The 24,820-nt window shown below is 66.8% G+C and carries 21 protein-coding genes; 15 read left to right on the top strand and 6 right to left on the bottom strand.

Annotated features, from left to right (window positions below):
• Nucleotides 1-2: 2 nt before the first annotated feature.
• Complete coding sequence (locus J2P76_RS20930) at nt 3-644, bottom strand: histidine phosphatase family protein (protein ID WP_207409768.1); 642 nt, start codon at nt 642-644, stop codon at nt 3-5.
• A 138-nt stretch (nt 645-782) separates the two neighbouring features.
• On the opposite strand from J2P76_RS20930, the gene J2P76_RS20925 reads away from it, so the two are divergent.
• From J2P76_RS20925 to J2P76_RS20915, 3 genes are all read left to right on the top strand, one after another.
• Nucleotides 783-2,105, top strand: a complete 1,323-nt coding sequence (locus J2P76_RS20925; protein WP_207409767.1) for a solute carrier family 23 protein — start codon at nt 783-785, stop codon at nt 2,103-2,105.
• Nucleotides 2,106-2,456: 351 nt separating this feature from the next.
• Nucleotides 2,457-2,933: a transcription elongation factor GreA gene (gene greA, locus J2P76_RS20920; protein ID WP_207409766.1), complete on the top strand. Its 477-nt coding sequence runs from the start codon at nt 2,457-2,459 to the stop codon at nt 2,931-2,933.
• 32 nt (nt 2,934-2,965) lie between these two features.
• Nucleotides 2,966-3,403: a DUF4149 domain-containing protein gene (locus tag J2P76_RS20915; RefSeq protein WP_207409765.1), complete on the top strand. Its 438-nt coding sequence runs from the start codon at nt 2,966-2,968 to the stop codon at nt 3,401-3,403.
• Here the strand turns inward: J2P76_RS20915 and J2P76_RS20910 are convergent.
• A complete protein-coding gene (locus tag J2P76_RS20910) occupies nt 3,352-3,963 on the bottom strand; it encodes a YhbY family RNA-binding protein (RefSeq protein ID WP_207409764.1) in 612 nt (203 codons plus the stop codon). The genes J2P76_RS20915 and J2P76_RS20910 overlap by 52 nt on opposite strands.
• 18 nt (nt 3,964-3,981) lie before the next feature.
• Between J2P76_RS20910 and J2P76_RS20905 the strand changes: the two genes are divergently transcribed.
• The 5 genes from J2P76_RS20905 (at nt 3,982) to J2P76_RS20885 (ending at nt 9,912) form a co-directional block, all read left to right on the top strand.
• Entirely contained in the window at nt 3,982-4,617 is a 636-nt protein-coding gene (locus tag J2P76_RS20905) for an RlmE family RNA methyltransferase (protein ID WP_207409763.1), read from the top strand.
• Between the two features lie 202 nt (nt 4,618-4,819).
• The gene (gene ftsH, locus J2P76_RS20900; RefSeq protein WP_207409762.1) at nt 4,820-6,706 is read left to right on the top strand and encodes an ATP-dependent zinc metalloprotease FtsH; all 1,887 of its coding nucleotides are present in this window, start codon (nt 4,820-4,822) and stop codon (nt 6,704-6,706) included.
• 12 nt (nt 6,707-6,718) lie between these two features.
• Nucleotides 6,719-7,561 carry a dihydropteroate synthase gene (gene folP, locus J2P76_RS20895; protein WP_207409761.1) on the top strand — a complete coding sequence of 281 codons (843 nt, stop codon included), beginning with the start codon at nt 6,719-6,721 and terminating at the stop codon, nt 7,559-7,561.
• Complete coding sequence (gene glmM, locus J2P76_RS20890) at nt 7,558-8,901, top strand: phosphoglucosamine mutase (RefSeq protein ID WP_207409760.1); 1,344 nt, start codon at nt 7,558-7,560, stop codon at nt 8,899-8,901. The genes folP and glmM overlap by 4 nt, the downstream gene beginning before the upstream one ends.
• Before the next feature lie 210 nt (nt 8,902-9,111).
• Nucleotides 9,112-9,912 carry a GNAT family N-acetyltransferase gene (locus J2P76_RS20885; RefSeq protein ID WP_207409759.1) on the top strand — a complete coding sequence of 267 codons (801 nt, stop codon included), beginning with the start codon at nt 9,112-9,114 and terminating at the stop codon, nt 9,910-9,912.
• A 65-nt stretch (nt 9,913-9,977) separates the two neighbouring features.
• Here J2P76_RS20885 and ppx read toward each other — a convergent pair whose 3' ends face one another.
• Complete coding sequence (gene ppx, locus J2P76_RS20880) at nt 9,978-11,468, bottom strand: exopolyphosphatase (protein WP_207409758.1); 1,491 nt, start codon at nt 11,466-11,468, stop codon at nt 9,978-9,980.
• A 174-nt stretch (nt 11,469-11,642) separates the two neighbouring features.
• On the opposite strand from ppx, the gene ppk1 reads away from it, so the two are divergent.
• The 5 genes from ppk1 to pstB all read left to right on the top strand — a co-directional run bounded on the left by ppk1 (nt 11,643) and on the right by pstB (nt 17,747).
• A complete protein-coding gene (gene ppk1 / locus J2P76_RS20875) occupies nt 11,643-13,715 on the top strand; it encodes a polyphosphate kinase 1 (RefSeq protein WP_207409757.1) in 2,073 nt (690 codons plus the stop codon).
• Nucleotides 13,716-13,880: 165 nt separating this feature from the next.
• Entirely contained in the window at nt 13,881-14,921 is a 1,041-nt protein-coding gene (gene pstS, locus J2P76_RS20870; protein ID WP_207409756.1) for a phosphate ABC transporter substrate-binding protein PstS, read from the top strand.
• Nucleotides 14,922-15,022: 101 nt separating this feature from the next.
• Nucleotides 15,023-16,039 carry a phosphate ABC transporter permease subunit PstC gene (gene pstC / locus J2P76_RS20865; protein ID WP_207409755.1) on the top strand — a complete coding sequence of 339 codons (1,017 nt, stop codon included), beginning with the start codon at nt 15,023-15,025 and terminating at the stop codon, nt 16,037-16,039.
• Nucleotides 16,040-16,059: 20 nt separating this feature from the next.
• The gene (gene pstA, locus J2P76_RS20860; protein WP_207409754.1) at nt 16,060-16,917 is read left to right on the top strand and encodes a phosphate ABC transporter permease PstA; all 858 of its coding nucleotides are present in this window, start codon (nt 16,060-16,062) and stop codon (nt 16,915-16,917) included.
• Between the two features lie 41 nt (nt 16,918-16,958).
• Nucleotides 16,959-17,747, top strand: coding sequence for a phosphate ABC transporter ATP-binding protein PstB (gene pstB, locus J2P76_RS20855; RefSeq protein WP_207409753.1), 789 nt, complete (start codon nt 16,959-16,961; stop codon nt 17,745-17,747).
• A gap of 141 nt (nt 17,748-17,888) precedes the next feature.
• Here pstB and J2P76_RS20850 read toward each other — a convergent pair whose 3' ends face one another.
• Both J2P76_RS20850 and J2P76_RS20845 read right to left on the bottom strand, forming a co-directional pair.
• Nucleotides 17,889-18,809, bottom strand: a complete 921-nt coding sequence (locus tag J2P76_RS20850; RefSeq protein ID WP_207409752.1) for an alpha/beta hydrolase — start codon at nt 18,807-18,809, stop codon at nt 17,889-17,891.
• A complete protein-coding gene (locus J2P76_RS20845) occupies nt 18,809-21,028 on the bottom strand; it encodes a TonB-dependent siderophore receptor (RefSeq protein ID WP_207409751.1) in 2,220 nt (739 codons plus the stop codon). Before J2P76_RS20845 ends, J2P76_RS20850 begins: the two co-directional genes overlap by 1 nt.
• 175 nt (nt 21,029-21,203) lie before the next feature.
• On the opposite strand from J2P76_RS20845, the gene J2P76_RS20840 reads away from it, so the two are divergent.
• Complete coding sequence (locus J2P76_RS20840) at nt 21,204-22,208, top strand: helix-turn-helix transcriptional regulator (protein ID WP_207409750.1); 1,005 nt, start codon at nt 21,204-21,206, stop codon at nt 22,206-22,208.
• A 23-nt stretch (nt 22,209-22,231) separates the two neighbouring features.
• Here the strand turns inward: J2P76_RS20840 and J2P76_RS20835 are convergent, their stop codons facing one another.
• Nucleotides 22,232-23,185 carry a LysR family transcriptional regulator gene (locus tag J2P76_RS20835; protein ID WP_207409749.1) on the bottom strand — a complete coding sequence of 318 codons (954 nt, stop codon included), beginning with the start codon at nt 23,183-23,185 and terminating at the stop codon, nt 22,232-22,234.
• 135 nt (nt 23,186-23,320) lie between these two features.
• On the opposite strand from J2P76_RS20835, the gene J2P76_RS20830 reads away from it, so the two are divergent.
• On the top strand, nt 23,321-24,799 hold the full coding sequence (locus J2P76_RS20830; RefSeq protein WP_207409748.1) for an aldehyde dehydrogenase: 1,479 nt from the start codon (nt 23,321-23,323) through the stop codon (nt 24,797-24,799).
• The last annotated feature ends 21 nt before the right edge of the window (nt 24,800-24,820 follow it).

Genomic DNA, 24,820 nt, shown 5'->3' with positions numbered 1-24,820 from the left:
CGCTACACCACATCGTTGCCGACGGCCGCGGCAATGTGCGCGACGTCGCCCCATTCCAGCACCTGCCAGCGCCGCGGCTCGACGCCGATCCGGTTGATGCTGGCGTTCAGCAGCATGGTCTGGCGCGGTAGCTCCAGGCCCACGCCCGAGGCATGCCGCCAGATGATGTCCAGCACGCCGCCGTGCGTCACGGCCAGCACCCGCTCGCCGGCGTGCCGCGCCGCCAGGTCTTCGATGGTGGCGACCACGCGCGCGTGGAACTGCCCCAGCGATTCCCCGCCTTGCAGCGGCCGGGCCGGATCACGGCTTTTCCAGGCGGCGGCCGCCTCGGGCGCCAGCTCGTCCACGCGATCCCAGGCCAGGCCTTCCAGCACGCCGAAGCCGCGTTCGCGGATGCCGGGCTCGACCCGCACGCGCAGCCCCAGCTGCTCGGAAACGGGCGCGGCCGTGTGGTGCGCGCGCTGCAGGTCGCTGCTGTACAGGGCGGCGAAGGGCCGGCCGGCGGCTTCTTCGGCCACGCGCGCCGCCAGCAGGGCGGCCTGGGCACGGCCGGTGTCGTTCAAGGGGGTGTCCTGCCATCCCTGCAGGCGGCGTTCGGTATTCCAGGCCGTTTCGCCATGCCGGATAAACCAGATTTCAGTCATGCGTGTTCCATCCCGTGTGCAGCCGAAAGCTTAACAGCGGCGCCGGCCCAGGGCAGCACCGTATTGCCGGCCGGACCGGCCGCCCCTACACTTGCGCCCGCGCTATTCCATAATTCCTGTCCTATTACCGGGGATCCCATGTCCGATTCTTATTTTCCACGCTGGAAGCTGGCCGACGAGACCGTGCCCGGCGCCATCATCGCGCCCGACGAACGCCTGTCGTGGCCGAAGAACGTCGCCATGGGCGCCCAGCACGTGGTCGCCATGTTCGGCTCGACGGTGCTGGCGCCCCTGATCATGGGCTTCGACCCCAACGTGGCGATCCTGATGTCGGGCGTCGGCACGCTGATCTTCTTCCTGTTCGTGGGCGGGCGCGTGCCCAGCTACCTGGGCTCCAGCTTCGCCTTCATCGGCGGGGTGGTCGCGGTTACCGGCTATGCCGGCGCGGGGCCCAATGCCAACATCGGCGTGGCGCTGGGGGCCATCATCGCCTGCGGCCTGGCCTATGCCCTGATCGGCGCGGTGGTGTGGTTCGCCAATGCGCGCGCCGGCGGCGGCGCCAACTGGATCGAGGCGCTGATGCCGCCGGTGGTCACCGGCGCGGTGGTGGCGGTCATCGGCCTGAACCTGGCGCCCATCGCTGCCAAGGGGGCCATGGGCGCCTCGGGCTTCGACGCCACCATGGCCATCGTCACCATCCTGTGCGTGGGCGGCATCGCCGTCTATACGCGCGGCACCGTCCAGCGCCTGCTGATCCTGGTGGGCCTGCTGCTGGCCTGCGTCATCTATGCCGTCTGCGCCAACGGCCTGGGGTTGGGCAAGCCCATCGACTTCTCCGGCGTCGCGGCCGCATCGTGGGTGGGCCTGCCGCAGTTCACGGCGCCGGTGTTCCAGACCCAGGCCATGGGGCTGATCGTGCCGGTGGCCATCATCCTGGTGGCCGAAAACCTGGGCCACATCAAGGCCGTCAGCGCCATGACCGGCCAGAACCTCGACCGCTACCTGGGCCGGGCGTTCGTGGGCGACGGCGTGGCCACCATGCTGTCGGGGGCCGTGGGCGGCACCGGCGTCACCACCTATGCCGAGAACATCGGCGTCATGGCCGTGACGCGCATCTACTCCACGCTGGTGTTCGTGCTGGCCGCCCTGATCGCCATCGTGCTGGGTTTTTCGCCCAAGTTCGGCGCCCTGATCCAGACCATTCCCGCCCCGGTGCTGGGCGGCATGTCGGTGGTGGTGTTCGGGCTGATCGCCGTGGCCGGCGCGCGCATCTGGGTAGTCAACCAGGTCGACTTCAGCAACAACCGCAACCTGATCGTCGCGGCCGTCACGCTGGTGCTGGGCGCGGGCGATTTCACCGTCAAGCTGGGCAGCTTCACCCTGGGCGGCATCGGCACCGCGACGTTCGGCGCCATCATCCTGTACGCGCTGCTGCAGCACAGCGGCCGGCGCGTGGTCTGAATGCCGTCAATATGCGTTTTACTGCAGCCAACTGCGACCAAATGACCGTTTCCTGAATGGCTTGCAATTCCGGCCGATTTTGACCACAATGGGGCCTTGCTTGCCCCGGTTCCGACCCGAGCCGGGGTTTTGTTTTGGTCGCAGCCTTGCCGTTGTCACGGGCCAGGGCCGATCAGAGCGGATGGTCGGGAACCACTGAAACATCGGGTCCGGCTTTGTTCCCGCCTGTTCGACCTTCCGCGCGTTCCATCGGCTTGCCCCGCCCCGGCGGCGCAGGCCACAAGCCTGACTGCGACCTTTCACCGAAACGCTCCATTCGGGGCGTTTTCTACTTTTTGTTTGGGAAACGACATGTCTGCCATTCCTTTGACCGCGCGCGGGGCGGAGCGCTTGCAAGCCGAACTCCAACGGCTGAAAACCATCGAGCGCCCCGCAGTGATCAACGCCATCGCCGAGGCCCGTGCCCAGGGCGATCTGTCGGAAAATGCCGAATACGATGCCGCCCGCGAACGCCAGGGCTTCATCGAAGGACGCATTGCCGAGCTCGAGGGCACGCTTTCCAACGCGCACATCATCGACCCCGCCGCGCTCGATGCCGAAGGCCGCGCCGTCTTCGGCGCCACGGTCGACATCGAAGACCTCGATTCGGGCGACCGCCTGTCGTACCAGATCGTGGGCGACGTCGAAGCCGATATCAAATCCAACCTGATCTCGGTATCCAGCCCCGTGGCTCGCGCCCTGATCGGCAAGTCCGAGGGCGATGTGGTCGAAGTCAAGGCGCCGTCGGGCGTGCGCGAGTACGAAGTGCTCGGCGTCCGTTACATCTGAACTGACGCCGCCGCCCCCCGGGAACACTGACGATGCCCAACCTGGCCCGTATCCTCGTCCGCCTGATCGCGGCGCTGTGGTGCGGTGCGCTCTGGAGCATCGGCGCGCTGGTCGCGCCCACCTTGTTTTCCTTGCTGGATGCCGCCGACGCGGCCAAGGTCGTCGCCCAATTGTTCCGGGTGCTCGCCATGGGCGGGCTGGGGGGCGCGGTATTTATGCTGATTCTCGACCGCCTGGCGCATGGCCAGGCGTTGCAAGCCCCCGGGCGCCGCACCGTCCTGCTGATGGCGGTGGGCACCGGCCTGGGGTATTTCGGGCTGAAAACGCTCATGGACTACGCCCGGGCGCTTGCCGCCGCCGGGCAGGCGGCGCCGGCCTGGGCCGACCCGGGCCTGCTGCACAACGTGTCCGGCGGAATTTACTTCTTGGTGGCCTTGGCGGCCCTGCGGCTGGTGGCCGCGGTGCGCTGAACGCCGCCGCGCGCGCCCGCGCGCAGGCTCAGCGCGCTGCCGGCGCGGCGCGGAATGCCATGCGGCGCCGCGGATGCGGTTTTCTTGGTAGTGGGACGCAGGGGGCGGCCGGCCTGATTCAGGCTGCCGCGGGCAGGCTTGGCGGGCTCGGCGGCCGTCTTGCGGGCGGGCGCCCGGCGCGGCTTGGCCAGGGTCTTGCCTTCGGCGGCCAGCTTCTTGGGCGTGTGCGGTTCAGACGGCTTGCGGCGGGCCGGGGCGCCGTCGGCGGGCGCGGCCACATTGCCGGGCAGCGGGCGGAACAGGATGAGCATCTTGCCCAGGTGGTGCACCGGCGCGCACGACAGGGCGTCGCAGATGGCGGCCAGCATGGCCTCGCGCTCGTCGCGGTCGCTGCCGCCGGCGCGCACCTTGATCAGCCCATGAGACGCCAGGGCGCGGTCGATTTCTTTCAAGACCGCGTCGGTCAGCCCGTTGTCGCCGATCAGGACGACCGGGCGCAGCGGGTGGGCGGCCGAGCGCAAATCGCTGCGCTCGCGTGAGGTGAGTTCTAATATAGGCATGCGTGGAATTGTACGGTAATGGCCAAAAAGAAATTCTCTAAAGACTGGATACACCAGCACATCAACGATCCCTATGTGAAGATGGCGCAACAAAAGGGCTACCGGGCCCGCGCCGCCTTCAAGCTGATCGAGATCCTCGACACCGAAAAGTTGATGCGCCGCGGCGATATCGTGGTCGACCTGGGCTCGGCCCCCGGCAGCTGGTCGCAGGTGGCGCGCGAGCGCCTGGCCGGCCCCGGCGGGGCGGTCGACGGCCGCATCATCGCCCTGGACCTGCTGCCCATGGAGCCCGTCGCGGGGGTGGAATTCATCCAGGGCGACTTCCGCGACGACGCGGTTTTGCAACAGTTGCAAGAAATGGTGGGTGGCCAGCCGGTAAGTCTTGTAATTTCGGACATGGCCCCCAACTTGTCGGGGGTCGGTGTCGCCGATTCGGCTCGCATCCAGCATGTCTGCGAGCTGGCCCTGGACTTCGCCTGCAACCATCTCAAGCCCGACGGGGCGCTGATCGTCAAGGCTTTCCACGGCAGCGGGTTCTCGCAGATCGTGCAAACCTTCAAGCAGCGCTTCAAGCGGGTGGTCGAACGCAAGCCGAAGGCCTCGCGGGACAAGTCCTCCGAGACCTTCCTGGTGGCGCGCGACCTGAAGTCCTGACCCGCCGCGGCACCCCGCCGCGGCCTGATCAACCCCACGCTGTCGAGGCCCCCCACCCAACCAGTCCGAATGTGTATCAGGCGCCCGCCGGGCGCTCAGACGGAATCTGCCCCGACAGGGTAGAATGAGCTATTGACATACTTGTGACTGTGCCATATACGCGGGGCGGTCGCCGGTCGGAATCGAAAGCAGGAGATCGACCTTGAACAATTCATTTTCTAAAGTCGCGGTCTGGATGGTGATCGCGCTGGTCCTGTTCACGGTATTCAAGCAGTTTGACGGGCGCGCCCAGACGCAAGACGGCGTCAGCTACACCCAGTTCATGGACGACGCCAAGGCAGGGCGCATCCGCAAGGTCGACGTGCAGGGCGACGTCCTGTACGTCACGCCCGACACCGGTCGCGCGTACACCCTGACCTCGCCGGGCGACCTCTGGATGGTGTCCGACCTGCTCAAATACGGTGTCGACGTCTCGGGCAAGGCCCGCGAAGAGCCGTCGCTGCTCATGAGCATCTTCGTGTCGTGGTTCCCCATGCTGCTGCTAATCGGCGTATGGGTGTTCTTCATGCGCCAGATGCAGGGCGGCGGGCGCGGGGGCGCATTCAGCTTCGGCAAGTCGCGCGCCCGCATGCTCGACGAAAACACCAACCAGATCACCTTCGCCGACGTGGCCGGCTGCGACGAAGCCAAGGAAGACGTCCAGGAACTGGTCGATTTCCTGCGCGACCCCAGCAAGTTCCAGAAGCTGGGCGGGCGCATTCCGCGCGGCGTGCTGATGGTGGGTTCGCCCGGCACCGGCAAGACGCTGCTGGCCAAGGCCATCGCCGGCGAGGCCAAGGTGCCGTTCTTCAGCATCTCGGGCTCCGACTTCGTCGAAATGTTCGTCGGCGTGGGCGCGGCCCGCGTGCGCGACATGTTCGAAAACGCCAAGAAGCATGCGCCCTGCATCATCTTCATCGATGAAATCGACGCGGTCGGCCGCCAGCGCGGCGCCGGCCTGGGCGGCGGCAACGATGAACGCGAACAGACCCTGAACCAGATGCTGGTCGAAATGGACGGCTTCGAGTCCGGCCAGGGCGTGATCGTCATCGCCGCCACCAACCGCCCCGACGTGCTCGATCCGGCCCTGCTGCGCCCGGGCCGCTTCGACCGCCAGGTCGTGGTGCCGCTGCCCGACATCCGCGGCCGCGAGCAGATCCTGCGCGTGCACATGCGCAAGGTGCCGCTGTCGCCCAACGTCGATGCCACGATCCTGGCGCGCGGCTGCCCCGGCTTCTCGGGCGCCGACCTGGCCAACCTGGTCAACGAGGCGGCGCTGTTCGCGGCGCGCCGCAACGGCCGCACCGTCGACATGTCCGACTTCGAAAAGGCCAAGGACAAGATCATCATGGGCGCCGAGCGCCGCTCGATCGTCATGCCCGAAGAAGAGCGCAAGAACACGGCTTACCACGAGTCCGGCCATGCCATCGTGGCCAAGATGCTGCCCAAGACCGACCCGGTGCACAAGGTCACCATCATCCCGCGCGGCCGCGCGCTGGGCGTGACCATGCAACTGCCCGAAAACGACCGCTACAGCATGGACAAAGACCGCCTGCTGAACACCATCGCGGTTTTGTTCGGCGGCCGCATCGCCGAAGAAATCTTCATGAACCAGATGACCACCGGCGCCTCGAACGACTTCGAACGCGCCACGGCCATCGCCCGCGACATCGTCACCCGCTACGGCATGACCAGCGAGCTGGGCCCCATGGTGTACGCCGAGAACGAAGGCGAGGTCTTCCTGGGCCGCAGCGTCACCAAGACCACGCACATGTCCGAAGCCACCATGCAGAAGGTCGACGCGGAAATCCGCCGCATCATCGACGAGCAATACGGCGTGGCGCGCAAGATTCTGGAAGACCACCGCGACATGGTCGAGACCATGACCCGCGCCTTGCTCGAATGGGAAACCATCGACGCCGACCAGATCAACGACATCACCTCGGGCCGTCCGCCGCGTCCGCCCAAGACCCCTGAAGGGCCGTCCGACAGCGCCGACACCCCGCCCACCGGGCTGGCCACGGGCGGCAGCACGCCGGCGGCGGTCTAGCGGCTCGCCTTCATGGCCAACACCTTCCTGTGCGGGCGCTTCGAGTTCGACCTTGAGCGCCCGCTCGTGATGGGTATCGTCAACATCACGCCCGATTCGTTTTCCGACGGCGGCCAGCACGCCGATGCCGATTCGGCCGTGCGCCACGCGCGGCAGCTCATCGACGAGGGCGCGCACATCCTGGACCTGGGCGCCGAGTCCACCCGGCCGGGCGCCGAGCCGGTGCCCGCCCAGGAAGAACTGGCGCGCCTGCTGCCCGTCATCGAGGCGCTGCGCGACTGCGGCGTGCCGCTGTCCATCGACACGTTCAAGCCCGATGTCATGCGGGCGGTGCTCGATGCCGGCGCCGACATGATCAACGACATCTACGGGTTTCGCCAGCCGGGCGCCATCGAGGCCGTGGCGCAGTCGCGCTGCGGGCTGTGCATCATGCACATGAAAGGCGAGCCCGGCACCATGCAGCAGTCGCCCGAATACGCCGACCTGCTGGGCGAGATCGGCGTGTTCCTGGGCGCCCGCGCCCAGCGCCTGCGCGCCGCCTGGGTCGACCCGCGCCGCATCGTGCTGGATCCGGGTTTCGGATTCGGCAAGACGGCCGAACACAACTACCAACTGCTGCGCAGGCTGTCCAGCCTGCGCGTATCCAGCTATCCCTTGCTGACCGGACTTTCCCGCAAGACCATGATCGGCGACGCCACCGGCAAGCCAGTGTCCGAGCGCCTGGCCGGCAGTATCGCCGGCGCGCTGGCCTGCGTGGCGCGCGGCGCCTCGATCGTGCGGGTGCACGACGTGGCCGCCACCATCGACGCCCTGAAAGTCTGGCAAGCAGCCGAACAAGGAGCCATACGAGCATGACGCAACGCAAGTATTTCGGAACCGACGGAGTCCGGGGCGAGGTGGGCGGCGAGGTCATCAACGCCGCCTTCGCACTGCGCCTGGGGTACGCCGCCGGCCGCGTACTGGCCCGCCAGCATGGCGGGCGGGGCGGCAGCCGCCCGCAGGTCGTCATAGGCAAAGACACGCGCATTTCGGGCTACATGCTCGAATCGGCCCTGGAAGCCGGCCTGTCCGCCGCGGGCATCGACGTGCTGCTGGCCGGCCCGGTGCCCACCCCGGCGGTGGCCTACCTGACGCGGGCGCTGCGCCTGGTGGCGGGCATCGTCATCAGCGCTTCGCACAACCCCTACCAGGACAACGGCATCAAGTTCTTCTCGGCCCAGGGCATGAAGCTGCCCGACGAGGTCGAAGCCGAGATCGAGGCCGCCCTGCACGAGCCCCTGGGCTGCGTGGGCTCCGAAGCCCTGGGCCGCGCGCGCCGCATGCAGGATTCCCAGGGCCGCTACATCGAATTCTGCAAAAGCACGTTTCCCAACGACCTGGACCTGAACGGCGTCAAGATCGTGGTCGATGCCGCCCATGGCGCGGCCTACAACGTGGCGCCGCATGTATTCCGCGAACTGGGCGCCGAGGTTCACGCCATCGGCGTGTCGCCCGACGGCTTCAATATCAACGAAGGCGTGGGCGCGCTGCATCCCGAATCGCTGGCGCAAGCCGTGCGCGAGCGCGGCGCACACCTGGGCATCGCCCTGGACGGCGACGCCGACCGCCTGCAGATGGTGGACGGCGACGGCCGCATCTACAACGGCGACGAACTGCTGTATGCCATTGTGCGCGAGCGCATGAGCCACGGCCCGGTGGCCGGCGTGGTCGGCACGCTGATGACCAACTACGGCTTCGAGCTGCAGATGCAGCGCTTGGGCGTGGGCTTCGAGCGCGCCAAGGTGGGCGACCGCTACGTCATGGAACAGATGCAGGCGCGCGGCTGGCTGTACGGCGGCGAAAGCTCGGGGCACCTGATCTGCCTCGATTGCCATACCACCGGCGACGGCATCATCGCCGCCCTACAGGTGCTGACGGCGCTGCGGCGCAGCAATACGCCGCTGGCCGAGTGGCTGGGCGATTTGCGCATGTACCCCCAGAAAATGATCAATGTGCCGCTGGCGCCCGGCACCGACTGGAAGTCCCACGCGGGCCTGGCCGCCGCCACGCGCGCGGTCGAGGCCGAACTGGCCGGCCGGGGGAGGGTGCTGATCCGCGCTTCGGGCACCGAGCCCAAGCTGCGCCTGATGGTCGAAGCCGAAGAGCCCAGCCTGGCCGCGTCCTGCGCCGAGAAACTGGCGGCCAGCCTGGCCTGAACCACACGCTTTAGCTGAAAGGGCCGGGCCTGCCAATGGCCCGGCCCTTTTTATTGCCAGGCGCGTATACGTCTGGATTTGTTTTGAATTAATCAGAAGTAAATTGAAGCGTTTGGGTTGGGCGTAAACTTCATAGTCATGTCACATTTCCGTCAGAACTCTGACACATCCGGTCTCCACACTGTCGCCATATTCTAGGAGTCCCGCGCAATGCTTGAATTAGCACGCATCGATTCTCGGCGTAATGCCGCCGAGCCCTGGACCGGCTCCGCGGCGCGGATCCTGGTGGTGGGGCTGGCGCGCACGCCCGACGAGGTCGAGCAGATCCAGCGGCTGCGTTACGACGTTTTTACCGAAGACATGGGGGTGGTTTTCCCCGATGCGCAAGACGGCATCGAGCAAGACCGCTACGACCCCTGGTGCGAGCACCTGATGGTACGCGAGCTCGACACCGGCCGCGTGGTCGGCACGTATCGCATCATGACCCCTGAAAAGGCGCGCGAGGCCGGCGGCTATTATTCCGAGTCCGAATTCGACCTGTCCGGCCTGGACGCGCTGCGCAACCAGATGGTCGAAGTAGGCCGTTCGTGCACCCACGCCGATCACCGCAGCGGCGCGGCCATCATGCTGCTGTGGTCCGGCCTGGCCGAATTCATGCGCCGCGGCGGCTACCGCTACATGCTGGGCTGCGCCAGCGTCAGCCTGCGTGACGACGGCGTTACCGCGGCCGAGGTCTGGCGCAATGTCGCCAGCCACCTGCAAGACCCCGACCTGCCGCGCATCGAGCCGCTGCACCGCTATCCGGTCGAGCGCCTGAACAGCGTGCTGCCGGCGCGCGTGCCGCCGCTGATCAAGGGCTACCTGAAGCTGGGTGCGCGCATTTGCGGCGAACCCGCCTGGGATCCGGATTTCAACGCGGCCGATTTTCCGGTGCTGCTGGACATGGCGCGCATGGATGACCGCTACCGGCGCCATTTCGGGCTGGATGCCGCGGCGCCCGAGGTGGCCTGATCATGCGCAGGCTGCTGCGGCGCTTGCGCATCCGGCTGATCCGCCGGGCCACCCGTCCGCTGCGGCTAGAACTCAAGCAGCTCGAACGAGAAACCGACTTTTCGCCATTCTGATTCTTCGGCGCGCAGCGTGAAATCGCTGAGCGGGTGCTTGGCCAGCCAGGCCCGGTTGACCCGCACCACGATCGAATCGCCGCGCACCGACACCGTCAGCGGCATTTGCGCGATATCGGCGCGGCGGCGCAGCAGCAGCACCGCCAGCCGCAGGCACAGAATGGCCACCCACTGGCTGCGGTCGCGCACCAGCGATTCCAGCTTGGCCAGCTTGCCCTGGTGCCCCAGCGCCAGCAGGGCCAGCAGTTGCTGGTCGGCGCGCGAGAACCCCGGCATGTCGGCATTGCCCAGCACGTAGGCGGTGTGCTTGTGGTATGCGTTGTGGGCGATGGACAGGCCCACTTCGTGCAGGTCGGCCGCCCAGCCCAGCGCATTGCGCAGCTCGGTGCGGCCGTTGTCGGCCGGATAGATCGAATCGAAGAACGACAGCGCCGCCTGGCGGACCCGCTGGGCCTGGTTGGCGTCGATGTGATAGCGCTTCATGAACTGCTGCACCGATTCATCGCGCTTGTCGTGCGCCGCGTCGCGGCCCAGCAGGTCGTACAGCACCCCCAGCCGCAGCGCGCCGTCGCCGGTATGCATGACTTCGATGCCCAGCTCGTCGAACAGGGCGCTCATGATGGCCAGCCCGCCGGGCAGCACGTCGGCGCGTTCGAGCTTGATGCCGGGCAGTTCCTGCGGAATGACGCGGCCCGAGCGGATGATGCGGTCTTTCAGCCGGTTCAGGCCCGCCCGCGTGATGCCCCGGTCGGAAAACCCGCATTCGGTCAGGATGGCGTACAGCGCCTTGGCGGTGCCCGACGAGCCATAGGCTTCTTTCCAGCCGGTCTTGCGGTACTGCTTGGCGATGATCTCGATTTCGCGCCGCGCCGCCAGTTCGGCCTGCTTCATCTGGTGGGCGTCTACCGCGCCGTCGGGAAAGAATTGCCGGCTGTAGCTGACACAGCCCATGTACAGCGACGACATCAGGCCCGGTTCGAAGCCCTTGCCGATGATGACTTCGGTAGAGCCGCCGCCGATGTCGATCACCAGGCGCCGGTTGGGCGAGGACGGCAGTGTATGGACTACCCCGGAAAAAATAAGCCGGGCCTCTTCGCGCCCGGCTATCACTTCAATGGGGAAGCCCAGCGCTTCCTGGGCGCGGGGCAGGAATTCGGGCGTGTTGCGGGCCACCCGGAAGGTGTTGGTGGCCACCGCGCGAACCCGGCTGGGGTGGAAGCTGTGCAGCCGTTCGCCGAAGCGTTCCAGTACTGCCACGGCGCGCTCGACCGCCGCTTCGCCCAGCCGCTTGTCCTGGTCCAGGCCCGCCGCCAGCCGCACTGTTTCTTTCAGGCGGTCGATCTGGTAGATGGCCTGCGCGCCGTCTTCTTGCTGGACGACCCGCCCGATCGAGAGGCGAAAGCTGTTGGAGCCGAGGTCTACGGCGGCCAGAAGATGATCCATGCGGTATGTCGGTAAGACTGTGAGTGGGCCGATTATAGATAACCGATATGACAGCCCGGCCGGGCCGCCGCGCGCCCCGGTTTTGGCGTACCCTAGCGGGTTAGCTGCAATGTCATGGAATCGTCATTTAACTGCAGTAAAACCAGGGCTTTGTCCTCCTCCATGGGATCCAGTATGTCGACTCGTCCGTCCGTTGAGCCTCCGTTCCTGAACCGCGAGCTGTCACTGCTGAAATTCAACGAACGGGTCCTGGCGATGGCGGAAAATCCCCGGGTGCCGCTGCTCGAACGCCTGCGCTATGTGTGCATTGTCAGTTCGAACCTGGACGAGTTCTTCGAAATCCGTATTTCCAGCCTGAAAGAACAGCAGCGGCAGAACCCCGCGCTGGTGGGGCCCGATGGCCGCACGCCGGCCGAGGCCTTCGCGCGCGTCCAGGAAAAAGTGCACGCACTGGTCGACCGCCAGTACAGCCTGCTGAACGACGACATCCTGCCGCGCCTGGACGCCGAGGGCATTGCGCTGCACCATGCCTCTGAATGGAACGCCGAGCAGCAGCAGTGGGCGCGCAACGTGTTCAACCGCGACGTCATGCCGCTGCTGACGCCCATCGGGCTCGACCCGGCCCACCCGTTTCCCCGCGTCTACAACAAAAGCCTGAACTTCATCGTGGCGCTGTCGGGCGCCGACGCCTTCGGCCGCCAGGCCTCGATCGCCGTGGTGCAGGCCCCGCGGGCGCTGCCGAGGCTGATCAAGATGCCGCCCGAGATTTCGGGCCAGCCCGACGGCTATGTCCTGCTCACCTCGCTGCTGCGAGCCTTCGTGGGCGAGCTGTTCCCGGGGCTGGAAATGCTGGGCTGCTACCAGTGGCGGGTAACGCGCAACAGCGACCTGTTCGTCGACGAAGAAGAAGTCACCAACCTGCGCCACGCCCTGCAGGGCGAGCTGTCGCAGCGCAACTTCGGGGCGGCCGTGCGCCTGGAAATCGACCGCCTTACCCCTCCCGACCTGGAAGCCTACCTGCAGCGCGAGTTCTCGCTTACCGCGGAAGACACCTACCGCGTCAACGGCCCGGTGAACCTGTCGCGCCTGATGCAGCTGTGCAATGCCGGCACGCGCCCCGACCTGGTCTTCCCGCCGCACCACGGCACGGTGCCGCCGCCGTTCGAGCGCGTGGCCGACAAGCCGGCCGAGCTGTTCGCGGCCGTGGCCGAGGCCGACCGGCTGCTGCACCATCCGTACCAGTCATTCCAGCCCGTTATCGATTTCCTGACGGCTGCCGCGCTGGATCCCGACGTCATGGCCATCAAGCAGACCATCTACCGCACCGGCGAAGACTCCGAGCTGATGCAGATCCTGCTGGCCGCGGCGCGCGCCGGCAAGGAAGTGACGGTGGTGGTCGAGCTGATGGCCCGCTTCGACGAGCAGACCAACATCAATTGGGCGGCCCGCCTGGAAGAGGTGGGGGCGCACGTGGTGTACGGCGTCGTGGCCCACAAGACGCACGCCAAGATGGCCCTGGTGCTGCGCCGCGAAAAGGGCCGGCTGCGCCGCTACGCCCACCTGGGCACCGGCAACTACCATCCCCGCACCGCGCGGCTGTACACCGATTTCGGCCTGCTGACGGCCGATCCGCGCCTGTGCGAGGACATGGACAAGGTCTTTACCCAGCTTACCGGCCTGGGAGCCCGGCGCAGCCTGAAGGCGCTGCTGCAGTCGCCTTTCACCCTGCACGAGACCATGATGGCCCTGATCCGGGCCGAAATCCGGGCCGCAAAGGCCGGCCGCAAGGCCCGCATCATGGCCAAGATGAACTCGCTGCTCGAAGAGCAGATCATCGCCGAGCTGTACAAGGCCAGCCAGGCGGGGGTGAAAATCGACCTGGTGGTGCGCGGGGTATGCGCCCTGCGGGCCGGGGTGCCCGGATTGTCAGACAATATCCGGGTGCGTTCCATCGTGGGGCGCTTCCTCGAGCACTCGCGGGTGTTCTATTTCCATGCCGACGGCGAGGAAACCGTGTACCTGTCATCCGCCGACTGGATGGACCGCAATTTCTTCCGCCGGGTCGAGGTGGCTTTCCCGGTGGCCGACAAGGCGCTCAAGAAGCGGGTCATCGACGAGGCCTTCACCTATGCCCTGCGCGACAACCAGCTGGCCTGGCAGCAGCAGTCCGACGGCACCTATGCCCGGGTGCGCAGCCGCCGCGCGCCCTTCAATCTGCACGATTTCCTGATGGAGCGCCTGGGATAGGGGGCGGCGCCCCAGGGGGCTGCCCCCCGGGGCGGGCGCGGCGCATGTCGCGTATGTGACTGTCACGGTCTTGTCATGTTGCGCTTCTAACATTCGTTGCGTCGGCGATCAGACGGGCGCAGTCAGCCCGCCGCGACTTCCTCAACGAGCACAGAAGGAACCCGAATGTTCAACCGTGTCTTCAAGCAAATTACCATCGGCGTCGCCCTGAGCGGCGCTGCCTTCGCCGTGCAGGCCGCCAATATCACCGGCGCCGGCGCTTCATTCCCGTACCCCGTCTACGCCAAGTGGGCTTCCGACTACAAGGCCGCCACTAACAACGCCGTGAACTACCAGTCGATCGGCTCGGGCGGCGGCCAGCAGCAGATCAAGGCCAAGACGGTCGATTTCGGCGCCTCGGACGACCCCCTCAAGGCTGCCGACCTGGAAAAGAACGGCCTGCTGCAGTTTCCGGCCGTGATCGGCGGCACCGTGCCGGTGGTCAACATCGAAGGCATCAAGCCGGGCCAGCTGAAGCTGTCGGGCCCCGTGCTGGCCGACATCTTCCTGGGCAAGGTCAAGAAGTGGGACGACGCCGCCATCAAGGCGCTGAACCCCGACGCCAAGCTGCCCGCGGCCGACATCATCGTGGTGCACCGTTCCGACGGTTCGGGCACGACCTTCGGCTGGACCAACTACCTGTCGAAAGTCTCGCCCGAATGGAAAGAAAAAGTGGGCGAAGGCAAAGCCGTGAAGTGGCCCACCGGCCAGGGCGGCAAGGGTAACGAAGGCGTCGCCGCCTACGTCGGCCAGCTGAAGAACTCGATCGGCTACGTCGAATACGCCTACGCCAAGCAGAACAAGCTGGCCTGGACCCAGCTGCAGAACAAGGATGGCAAGTTCGTGCAGCCCGAGCAGTCGGCCTTCGCCGCCGCAGCCGCCAACGCCGACTGGAAGAGCGCGCCCGGCATGGGCGTGGTGCTGACCAACGAGCCGGGCGCCGAATCGTGGCCCGTCACCGCCGCCACCTTCATCCTGGTGCACAAGGTGCAGGACAAGCCCGAGCAAGGCCGCGCCGTGCTGGAATTCTTCGACTGGGCCTTCAAAAATGGCAACAAGTCGGCCGAAGCGCTGGACTACGTGCCGCTGCCCGATTCGGTCACGGCTGAAATCCGCGCCGCCTGGGGCGAAATCAAGAGCGCCGACGGCAAGCCGGTCTGGAAGTAAACGCAGTCTGCAGTTCATGGCGCACGGGCCTGCGGGCCCGTGTGCCAGGTCGCGCCGCCCGGCGCGCCTGTTCCGAAGCGTCCTCCAAGGAAAGCCCATCCATGAGCGCGGTAATGGATAATACGGTGTTGCTACCGTCCCGCGAGACGGATTCCGTCACCACCGGCACGCCCTCGCCTATGAAGCAAAGCAAAAACGCGCTAATGGATGCGCTGTTCAAGAACCTGACCCGGCTGTTCGCCTTCCTGGTGTTCATCCTGCTGGCGGCCATCATGGCGTCGCTGATCTACGGCAGCCGCGAAACCCTGGCGGAATACGGCCTGTCGTTTCTCTGGACCAACGACTGGGATCCGGTCAAGCAGCACTTCGGCGCCGTGGTGCCCATCGTGGGCACGCTGCTCACCTCGGCCATCGCGCTGATCATCGCCGTGCCGGTGTCGTTCGGCATCGCCATCTTCCTGACCGAACTGTCGCCCGCCTGGCTGCGCCGCCCGCTGGGCACCGCCGTTGAAATGCTGGCCGCCATCCCGTCCATCATCTACGGCATGTGGGGCCTGTTCGTGTTCGTGCCGATCTTCCAGGAATACGTGCAGCCCGGGCTGATCGCCACGCTGGGCAGCCTGCCGCTGATCGGCGGCATTTTCGCCGGCCCGCCCTTCGGCATCGGCATCTTCACGGCGGGCCTGATCCTGTCCATCATGATCATCCCGTTCATCGCCGCCGTCATGCGCGACGTCTTCGAACTGGTTCCGCCCATGCTGAAAGAATCGGCGTACGGGCTGGGCAGCACGACCTGGGAAGTCATGTGGCGCGTGGTGCTGCCTTTCACCAAGTCGGGCGTCATCGGCGGCATCATGCTGGGCCTGGGCCGCGCCCTGGGCGAGACCATGGCGGTCACCTTCGTCATCGGCAACGCCTTCCGCTGGCCCGATTCGCTGTTCTCGCCGGGCAACTCCATTGCTTCCGCGCTGGCCAACGAATTCAACGAAGCGGGCGGCATGCAGAAGTCCGCGCTGCTCGAACTGGGCCTGATCCTGTTCCTGATCACCACGGTGGTGCTGGCATGCTCGAAGGTGCTGCTGCTGCGCCTGTCGGCGGCCGAAGGCAAGAAAACCTGAGCGAGCACCGGGAAAAACACATGGCTGAATCCGTACTCAACATGAAGAACGGCATCTATCGCCGGCGCCACCTGGTCAACAAGGTGATGCTGACGATTTCGCTGGCAACCCTGATGTTCGGGCTGTTCTGGCTGTTCTGGATCATTCTGACGCTGGTGTTCAAGGGCGCGCCGGCGCTGTCGCTGACGCTGTTTACCGAAATCACGCCGCCGCCGGGCCAGCAGGGCGGGCTGATCAACGCCATCACCGGCAGCCTGCTGATGGCCGGCGTGGGCACCCTGGTGGGCACGCCGGTGGGCATCCTGGCCGGCACCTACCTGGCCGAATACGGCCAGCGCGGCTGGCTGGCTCCGGCCACGCGCTTCCTGAACGACGTGCTGCTGTCGGCTCCGTCGATCATCATCGGCCTGTTCATCTATGCCGTGTACGTGGCCCAGGTGGGGCACTATTCGGGCTGGGCCGGTTCGCTGGCGCTGGCCATCCTGGTGATCCCGGTGGTGGTGCGCACCACCGACAACATGCTGCTGCTGGTGCCCAACAGCCTGCGCGAAGCCACCGCCGCGCTGGGCTGCCCCAAGTGGCGCATGATCACCCTGGTGTGCTATCGCGCCGCCAAGTCCGGCATCATCACCGGCATCCTGCTGGCCATCGCCCGCATCTCGGGCGAAACCGCGCCGCTGCTGTTCACGGCGCTGTCGAACCAGTTCATGTCGATGAACATGAACCAGCCCATGGCCAACCTGCCGGTGGTCATCTACCAATACGCGGCCAGTCCGTTCCAGGACTGGAACAACCTGGCCTGGGCCGGCGCCACCCTGATCACCCTGCTGGTGCTGGGCATCAACATCCTGGCCCGCAACCTGTTCCGCAAATCGTGATTGCACGCCGGCGCCCGCGCGCGCCGGCCTCGGGAAGATAAATGGAAAACACCGCTGCTACCGCCGCCCCCGCCGCCAAAGCCAAGATCGAAGTTAAGGACCTGAACTTCTACTACGGCAAGTTCCATGCCATCCGCAACGTGAACATGTCGATCCGCGAAAACAAGGTCACCGCGTTCATCGGCCCGTCGGGCTGCGGAAAATCCACGCTGCTGCGCACCTTCAACCGCATGTTCGAGCTGTACCCGGGCCAGCGCGCCGAGGGCGAAATCATGCTCGACGGCGAAAACCTGCTGACCTCCAAGACCGATATTTCGCTGATCCGCGCCAAGATCGGCATGGTGTTTCAGAAGCCCACGCCGTTTCCCATGAGCATCTACGACAACATCGCGTTCGGCGTGCGCCTGTTCGAGCGCCTGTCCAAGGGCGAAATGGACGAGCGCGTGGAATGGGCGCTGTCCAAGGCCGCGCTGTGGGGCGAAGTGAAAGACAAGCTGCATCAAAGCGGCAACAGCCTGTCGGGCGGGCAGCAGCAGCGCCTGTGCATTGCGCGCGGAGTGGCCATCAAGCCCGAAGTGCTGCTGCTGGACGAACCTTGCTCGGCGCTCGACCCGATTTCCACCGCCAAGATCGAAGAGCTGATCGCCGAACTGAAGAACGACTACACCGTGGTCATCGTGACGCACAACATGCAGCAGGCGGCGCGCTGCTCCGACTACACCGCCTACATGTACCTGGGCGAACTGATGGAATTCGGCGAAACCGACCAGATCTTCGTCAAGCCGGCCCGCAAAGAAACCGAAGACTACATCACCGGCCGCTTCGGCTGATCCGGCCGGATCGGCAGGTGTCAGGCTCCCGAAGGGTGCCTGACACCGTATAGCCGAGACAGTCTCCGCCCGCTTCGGTGTCTGGCGCCTGCGGAGCCAGACACCTGTCAGCCCGCCAGACACTGCCATGCCGCGCCTGCATCAGGGCAGGGCGGAGATGCGCGCCGCTTCGCGCGCCGACACCGGCAGCATCGCGCCATGCCCCAGGCCCGGAAAGCTGCGGTAGTGCACCGCCAGCCCTTCTTTGCCGCCCAGTTCGGCCGCCAGTGCCCGCGCGCCGGCGCCAGCGCTGGAAGCCGCGGGCCCCGGCCTGTCGCGTTCCCGGCGCGACCGTTCCGCTTCTCCCACCCACAGGTACAGCTGCCGCGGCGCCGCCGCGCAGCAGGCGGCCGTGTCCAGCGTACGCAGGCGTTCGGCCATGTAGGGCGCGCGCCACCACAGCGACGGGCTGGCCGCCACGTAGCGCTGGAACGCCTGGGGGCGGACGCGCAGGGCGTGCAGCACGAACAGGCCGCCGTAGGAGTGCCCGTACAGCGTCTGGCTCGCCGCGTCGATGGGCGCGGCCGCGCGCACCAGCGGCTTGACGCGCTGCTCGATCAGATCCAGCCAGGCATCGGCGCCGCCATTGCGGCGGCCGGACTGGCGCGGGTCCGCCCCGCCTGAACGGCCGGCGTGGGGCGGCCGCGGCGTGTAGTCCCAGGCGCGCGCGTCCACATCCAGGCGGGCATCGATGTCGTAGCCGATGCCCACCAGCACCGCCGCGGCAGGCCTGCCGGCATCGGCCAGGGCCTGCAGGGTGGCGTTGCCGTCCAGCAGGTACAGCACCGGCCACCCGCGGGCAGGGGCCGGCCCGGCCGGCACGATCACATCCACGCGCACATCGCGCAGGCCGTCGCCGCGCGGCAGCACCGCCTGCCGGGCCAGGCCCAGCAGGCCGAGCCGGGCGCGCGCCTGGGCCGGCGTCATCCCGTCGTCCAGCACCGGCTGTCCATGGGCGTTCGGCGCGGCGGCCAGCAGGGCGCCGCACAGCGCCGCCAGCGCGGGCAGGCTCAGGCGCGCCATCAGTACGTCACCGTCATGGTGGCGTAGTAGGCGCGCCCCGGCTCGTTGTAGGTCGCGGCGCCGGCGGCGCTGGAATTGCCTTCGCGGTACAGCTGCTTGTCGAACAGGTTGCTGACGCCGACGCGGAAACGCAGCCGCCTGCTGGGCTCGTAGCCCACGCTCAGGCCCACCAGCGCATAGGGGCTGAGCGTCTGCAGGCCTTCGTCCTGCAGGTCTTCGCCGGTGCGCGGGTTGGTCGACGGGCCTTTCTGCTTGCCGTAGTACGTGACATTGGCCTGGAACGACCACTGCGGCGTGTAGAACCAGTCCAGCGTGCTGTTGATGGTGTATTCGGGAATCACGCTCAGCGGTTCGCCGGTGCTCTTGTCCTTGGACTGGATCATGTAGGTGAAGTTGGTGTTCCAGTCCAGCGCCGGGGTCAGCGGAATGAACAAGTTGCCTTCCAGGCCCTCGACCACCGCCTTGCCGCTGTTGGTCCATTGCAGCACGCGCGCGCCGTTGGGCAGGCGGTAGGCGTAGTCATTGCTGGCCACGATCTTGTTCTTGTAGTCGTTGCGGAAGTACGCCGCGCTGGTGCGCCACGTGCCCGGGTCGTACTCGAAGCCGATTTCCTTGTTCACGCTGGTCTCGGGCGACAGGTCCTGGTTGCCCACCAGGTAGCAGCCGCCCGAGTTGGTCTGCGATTGCAGGCAGCCATTGCCGCGGCTGTACAGCAGGTAGTTGGGGTTCGACTGGTACAGGTTGGGCGCCTTGTAGGCGCGCGCGATGCCGCCCTTCAGGCGCAGGCTGTCGGTGGCCGCGTACGAGGCGTTCAGGCTGGGGCTCCAGTTATTGCCGAATTCGCTGTTGTGGTCAAAGCGCAAGCCCGGCGTCAACGTCGTGCGCAGGCCGGCCTCGATGTTGTCTTCGACGAACAGCGCATAGCTGTCCTGGCTGGTCTTGGTGGGGCGTTCGCTGCCCGCCGTGCCGCCGATGCCGCCGCCGGTGCCCGAGTGTTCCTGGCGCATGGCCGACGGGTCGTCCAGCGACTCGTGCAGGGCTTCCACGCCCACGGTGGCCACCTGCTGCCAGCCCAGTTTGAACGGCACGTTGACCTCGCCGGCCGCGCGCAGGTTGCGCAGGCGCGCGGTGTCGCGGCCGATGTCCTGCGGCGCGCCTTCGGGGCCGCCCGCCAGGCCTTCCTGCTGGCGCGAGTTGCGGGTGTAGTCGTACGACAGCGTGGCGCGCGACGTGCCCCAGGCATAGTTGCCGCGGTGCGTCAGGCCCACGTTCTGGCGGTACATCGCGTTGGTTTCCTTGCCGTACAGGCTGTCCGAGAAGTCGCTGTTGTTGTTGTTCATGGTGTCGCCGGCAAACAGGTTGCCCTGGCGGCTGTAGCCCATTTCCAGTTCCACCGTGTTGCGGGTGTCGGGACGCCAGGCGAACAGCGCGTTCAGGTCCTGGTTGATCACCCCTTCGCGGCCCGCGGTATCCGGGTTGCCGTTGTCCGAGGTCTCGGCGTGGCCGGCGTTGATGTCGCGCGCGTCGGGGTTGGTCTTGTTGTAGTTGCCGTAAACCCGCATGCTGAGGGTGTCGGTAATGGGCGTGGACAGGCGCACGTTGACGCGGTTGGTATTGCCTTCCTTGCTGTCTTCCGGCTGGTTCAGGTAGTACGTGGCCGATGCGCTGGGCTTGTCGGCGGGTTGCTTGGTAATGATGTTCACCACGCCGCCCATGGCGCCCGACCCATAGCGGGCCGCGGCGGGGCCGCGGATCACTTCGATGCGTTCCACTTCTTCGGCCGGCACCCAGTTGCTGTCGCCGCGCGTGTCGCGGTCGCCGTTCCAGCCGTAGCGCACGGCGTTGCGGGAATCGACCGGCTTGCCGTCGATCAGGATCAGCGTGTTCTCGGGGCCCATGCCGCGGATGTCGATCTGGCGGCTGTTGCCGCGCGCGCCGCTGGCGCTGTTGCCGGTCAGGTTCACGCCGGGCTCGCGGCGGATGATGTCCGACAGGTCGTTGGTGGGCGGACGGCGCTGGATTTCCTCGGCGGTGATCACCGAAACTCCCAGCGATTCCTTGATTTCCTCTTCGGCCGTGCCCAGCACCTGCACGGTGGCCATTTCCTGCACCACATCCGCATCGCGGGGCAGGGGCGCGTTCTGGGCCAGGGCCGCGCCCGACAATGCAAAACCGACAACGGCGCCGACATACGGTCGCGGGGAAGGGGGCGTGTACATGCGGTGTTCTCCGGGTGCGCAATAAGCGGCGCGTCCCGGTTGCCCGGTGACGCGCCTGTTATGGTTTAATTGGGAATGATTTCCAATATCATTCACGCTTCAACATTATGTCAGCCATGTTTCCGCCCGGGCTTTGCCCACCCACCAGAAAGCTTTGCCTGATCCTCATTTCCCCATGAGTTCCGCATCGCTCAATACCGGCGCGCCGTTCCGCCGTGATCCCGGCTTGGTGGACGAGCCGGCGCTGCGCCGCCAGGCGCGCCATGGTACGGCGCAATATGCGGTGGCGGCGCCCGGCGCCAGCCAGCCGATGTTCGAAGGCCTGGTCGATACCGTGGCGCTGGCCGATGGCCTGATCCTGCATCGCGTCGATGCGCGCGACCTGCAGGGCGTGGCCGTGCACGCCACCCTGCGCCCGGGGCTGCGCATTGCCCTGACGGTGGGCGGCAAGGCGGACGTGAACTTCGGCGGGCGGCGCATCCTGCTGGGGCCGCGCGCCGACGGCGGCGCGCGCGGCGCCGTGGTGGCCGTGGCCCGGCCCACCGACTTCGTGCGCCAGTCGCGGCGCGGCGACCTGGAACGCACAGTCAGCCTGACGTTCGGCGATGAATGGCTGCAGCGCCGCTTCGGCGGCGAACTGCAGGCCTGCCTGGCTTTCTCGCGCCGGCATTTGTCGATATATGAATGGAATGCCTCGGCGCAGGCCGTGGCGCTGGCCGAGCAGATGCTGGCGCCGCCCGAGCTGGACAGCGCGCTATGGCGCATGTACCAGGAATCGCGTTCGCTGGACCTGGCGGTAGAGGCCTTTGCCTGCCTGCGCGGCGGGGCGCCGGCCCGGCCCGCGGCGTCGATGCGCCAGCGCGAGCGCGCCCGCATGGAGCAGGTGCGCGACCTGCTCGACAGCGGGCAGGCCGATACCCTGACTCTGGAACAGATCGCGCGCCATGCCTGCGTCAGCGCCAATACCCTGCAGCGCCACTTCCGCGCGGCGTGGGGCAAGACCGTATTCGCCTATCTGCGCGATGCGCGCCTGGCGCGGGCCAGGCTGGCGCTGGAACGCGATGCCGTCAGCGTGGCCCAGGCGGCCTGGATCGCCGGTTATTCCAGCCCCGCCAATTTCGCCACGGCATTCCGCCAGCAGTACGGCATGCCGCCGGGGCAGGTGGGGCGGCGCGCCTGAGGCGCCGCGCCGCTGTGTGAATCCTAGGCCTGCAAGGCCTGCCGCGCCGTGCTGGCCGCCAGCACGGCGTCGACGGTGGCGCCGGACTTGAAGCGCCGCGCCGAGTCTTCCACCCAGGCCCTGAACGCCTGCACCGCCGGCGAGTCGCGCTTGTATTCCGGGTACACCAGGCAATAGCGCTTGGCATGCTTCAGCGCGATATCGAACGGAATGACCAGGTCGCCGCGCATGAGTTCCTGCTCGACGTAGAAGCGCGGCACCAGCGCCACGCCCAGGCCGGCGCGGGCCGCCTCGATCACCATGGAATACAGCTCGAACCGCATGCCGGGCAGCGGGCGGTCGTTGGGCGCGTCCACCATGTCGAACCAGCGGCGCCAGACATCGGTGCGCGTGGCCTTGTGCAGCAGGGGCACGCGGGTCAGGTCGGCGGGCTCGCGCAGCGCGGCCAGGTCGTGGTGGCGCGGGCTGATCACCGGCACGACTTCTTCGTCGAACAATTCGATTTTCACCACGCCGGTCCAGGCCGGATGGTCGAAATGCAGGGCCGCGTCGAAGTTGGTGCCGCGAAACAGGAAGGGCTCGGGCCGCTCGCTGAAATTCATGGTGATGTACGGGTGCAGCGCCTGGAATTCATACAGGCGCGGCAGCAGCCAGCGGTTCGAGAACGTGGGAATGACCGCCAGTTCGAGTATGCCGCCGGCGCCGCGGTGCGCCATCAGTTCCTGGGTGTGCAGCTCGATTTCTTCCAGGTGCGGCGCGATGCGGTCGGCATAGTAGCGGCCCGCGTCATTGAGCACCACCTGCTTCTTCACGCGCGTGAACAGGCGCGCATCCAGGTAGTTTTCCAGGGCGGCGATCTGGCGGCTGACCGCGCTTTCGGACAGGCAGAGCTCTTCGGCCGCCCGGGCGAAGTTCTCGTGGCGCGCGGCCGCTTCGAAGACCGCCAGCGCGACCGTGCTGGGTATTTTCCGCTTCATGCGTGCCCCCCGGACAGGTTGATTTGATGACAAAACCGCATCAACTCCTGATTATTAATCAGTTCCGGCCCCGGCAGGGTGCTGCCCATAATGGCGCATCGCATTCAGGCAGGCACATCAGACAAGGTCGAGGCAATGGAACGTTACCAACTCTTCATTAACAACCAATGGGTGGACGCCGCGGCGGGCGAGTGGTTCGACACCGAAGATCCGTTTTCCGGCAAGGCCTGGGCCCAGGTGCCCCGGGCGCGCGCCGCCGACGTGGACCGTGCGGTGGCCGCCGCCAAACAGGCGTTCGAGGGCGAATGGTCCCGGTTGTCGGCCAGCGACCGCGGGCGGCTGCTGTACAAGCTGGGCGAACTGGTCGAGCGCAATGCGCAGCGCCTGGCCGAAGTGGAAAGCCGCGACAACGGCAAGTTGATGAGCGAAGTGCTGGGGCAAGTGAAATACTGCGCCAAGTATTTCTATTACTACGGCGGCCTGGCCGACAAGATCCAGGGGCACGTCGTGCCCATGGACAAGCCGGGGGTGTTCAACACGGTGCGCTACGAGCCCATCGGCGTGGTGGCCAGCATCACCCCCTGGAACTCGTCGCTGCTGCTCACGGCCTGGAAGCTGGGGCCGGCGCTGTGCGCCGGCAATACCATCGTCTGCAAGCCGTCGGAATTCACGCCCACGTCGCTGCTGGTGCTGGCCGAACTGGCCGGCGAAGCCGGCTTCCCGCCCGGGGTGCTCAATGTGCTGACGGGCTTCGGCCCCGAGGTGGGCGAGCCGCTGATCCGGCATCCGGACGTGGGGCGCGTGGCCTTCACCGGCGGCGACGCCGCCGGCCGCCGTGTGTATGTGACCGCGGCCGAGGGCCTGAAGCGGGTGTCGCTGGAGCTGGGCGGCAAGTCGCCCAACATCGTCTTCGACGACGCCGACCTGGACCGCGCCGCCAATGGCGTCATCACGGGCATTTTCTCGGCCGGCGGGCAGACCTGCATGGCGGGCTCGCGCCTGCTGCTGCAGGAATCCATCCACGACGAGTTCCTGGCGCGCATCGAGAAAATCACGCGCTCGGCCAAGATAGGCGACCCTACCCAGTCCGATACCCAGATCGGCCCGGTGGCCACGCGGCCGCAGTACGAAAAGGTGCTGCAGTACATCGACATCGCCAAGCAGGAAGGCGCGCGCTGCGTGACCGGCGGCCGCGCGCTGTCGGGGCCGCAATACGGCGCGGGCCAGTTTGTCGAGCCCACCATCTTCGCCGACGTGACCAACAAGATGCGCATCGCCCAGGAAGAAGTGTTCGGGCCGGTGCTGGCGGTGCTGAAATTCAAGGACGAGGAAGACGCCATCCGCATCGGCAACGATATCCGCTTCGGCCTGGCCGCCGGGGTGTGGACCAAGAGCCTGCACCGCGCCATGCTGCTGTCGGACAAGCTGCGCGCCGGCACGGTGTGGGTGAACAACTACCGCTCCACCAGCTACATGACGCCCTTTGGCGGATTCAAGGACAGCGGCCTGGGCCGCGAAGGCGGCTTTGAATCGGTGAAGGAATATATGGAAGTCAAGAGCGTGTGGATGTCTTCGGACCTGAACATGCCGAATCCTTTCATTCGCAAGTACTGACCAAGCGGGAAGCGGAGCCAC

This window comes from Bordetella petrii, from assembly GCF_017356245.1.
GTDB lineage: Bacteria > Pseudomonadota > Gammaproteobacteria > Burkholderiales > Burkholderiaceae_B > Bordetella_A > Bordetella_A petrii_D.
This window is presented reverse-complemented; position numbering and strand designations above follow the sequence as displayed.

Bases quoted from the DNA above. Each gene is read 5' to 3' on its own strand.
- pstS (WP_207409756.1), top strand. From the start codon at position 13,881: ATGTTCAACCGTGTCTTCAAGCAAATTACCATCGGCGTCGCCCTGAGC.
- greA (WP_207409766.1), top strand. From the start codon at position 2,457: ATGTCTGCCATTCCTTTGACCGCGCGCGGGGCGGAGCGCTTGCAAGCC.
- pstC (WP_207409755.1), top strand. From the start codon at position 15,023: ATGAGCGCGGTAATGGATAATACGGTGTTGCTACCGTCCCGCGAGACG.
- J2P76_RS20885 (WP_207409759.1), top strand. From the start codon at position 9,112: ATGCTTGAATTAGCACGCATCGATTCTCGGCGTAATGCCGCCGAGCCC.
- pstB (WP_207409753.1), top strand. From the start codon at position 16,959: ATGGAAAACACCGCTGCTACCGCCGCCCCCGCCGCCAAAGCCAAGATC.
- J2P76_RS20840 (WP_207409750.1), top strand. From the start codon at position 21,204: ATGAGTTCCGCATCGCTCAATACCGGCGCGCCGTTCCGCCGTGATCCC.
- glmM (WP_207409760.1), top strand. From the start codon at position 7,558: ATGACGCAACGCAAGTATTTCGGAACCGACGGAGTCCGGGGCGAGGTG.
- folP (WP_207409761.1), top strand. From the start codon at position 6,719: ATGGCCAACACCTTCCTGTGCGGGCGCTTCGAGTTCGACCTTGAGCGC.
- J2P76_RS20925 (WP_207409767.1), top strand. From the start codon at position 783: ATGTCCGATTCTTATTTTCCACGCTGGAAGCTGGCCGACGAGACCGTG.
- J2P76_RS20830 (WP_207409748.1), top strand. From the start codon at position 23,321: ATGGAACGTTACCAACTCTTCATTAACAACCAATGGGTGGACGCCGCG.
- pstA (WP_207409754.1), top strand. From the start codon at position 16,060: ATGGCTGAATCCGTACTCAACATGAAGAACGGCATCTATCGCCGGCGC.
- J2P76_RS20930 (WP_207409768.1), bottom strand. From the start codon at position 644: ATGACTGAAATCTGGTTTATCCGGCATGGCGAAACGGCCTGGAATACC.
- J2P76_RS20905 (WP_207409763.1), top strand. From the start codon at position 3,982: ATGGCCAAAAAGAAATTCTCTAAAGACTGGATACACCAGCACATCAAC.
- J2P76_RS20910 (WP_207409764.1), bottom strand. From the start codon at position 3,963: ATGCCTATATTAGAACTCACCTCACGCGAGCGCAGCGATTTGCGCTCG.
- J2P76_RS20915 (WP_207409765.1), top strand. From the start codon at position 2,966: ATGCCCAACCTGGCCCGTATCCTCGTCCGCCTGATCGCGGCGCTGTGG.
- J2P76_RS20835 (WP_207409749.1), bottom strand. From the start codon at position 23,185: ATGAAGCGGAAAATACCCAGCACGGTCGCGCTGGCGGTCTTCGAAGCG.
- J2P76_RS20850 (WP_207409752.1), bottom strand. From the start codon at position 18,809: ATGGCGCGCCTGAGCCTGCCCGCGCTGGCGGCGCTGTGCGGCGCCCTG.
- ppk1 (WP_207409757.1), top strand. From the start codon at position 11,643: ATGTCGACTCGTCCGTCCGTTGAGCCTCCGTTCCTGAACCGCGAGCTG.
- ppx (WP_207409758.1), bottom strand. From the start codon at position 11,468: ATGGATCATCTTCTGGCCGCCGTAGACCTCGGCTCCAACAGCTTTCGC.
- J2P76_RS20845 (WP_207409751.1), bottom strand. From the start codon at position 21,028: ATGTACACGCCCCCTTCCCCGCGACCGTATGTCGGCGCCGTTGTCGGT.